The following is a 470-nucleotide window of genomic DNA, read 5'->3' as shown; positions in this document are numbered from 1 at the left end:
GGACATAACTAGTCTCTAACCAAGAGAAAGGTGAAATTGAGCGAGTCAATTTCACCTTTCTCTTTTTGTTATTTATAAATTTAGGATCCGCTTGCTGTATGGGCCGTAAACTTACGTAAGTTCACGGCCATTAACGCGAATCCCATTTCATTTTCCACTTTCGATTTTCCACGTACCGAAAATCGAGTGAACGCCAAATTAGCCTTCAGGAATCCAAAAAATGGTTCTACGTCGATTTTGCGTTGGCGGTAGATGGAACCCAATTTTTCATCCGAAAGCTTCGCTCTCACATATTCTTTTTGCTTTTCCCATTTCTCATTCACCAGTAACTTTCGAGGGTTTCTCTCTTTTGCTTTCGTACAAGAGGAACGGAATGGGCATCCCGAACAGTCTTCGCACTCATAGATTTTAAACGTTCGCTGGAATCCGAATTTGTCTGTCCGTACCGAACGGTACTTAAATACGACTCG

General features: G+C 41.9%; 1 protein-coding gene. It reads right to left on the bottom strand.

Annotated features, from left to right (window positions below):
* Positions 1 to 80: 80 nt before the first annotated feature.
* On the bottom strand, positions 81 to 470 hold a 390-nt coding region (locus AC0TWI_RS12160), incomplete at its 5' end, for a transposase (RefSeq protein WP_488126606.1).

Source organism: Lederbergia sp. B243.17 (assembly GCF_057657925.1).
Note: the sequence above shows the minus strand (reverse complement) of the source record. Positions and strands in the feature narration are given on the sequence as shown.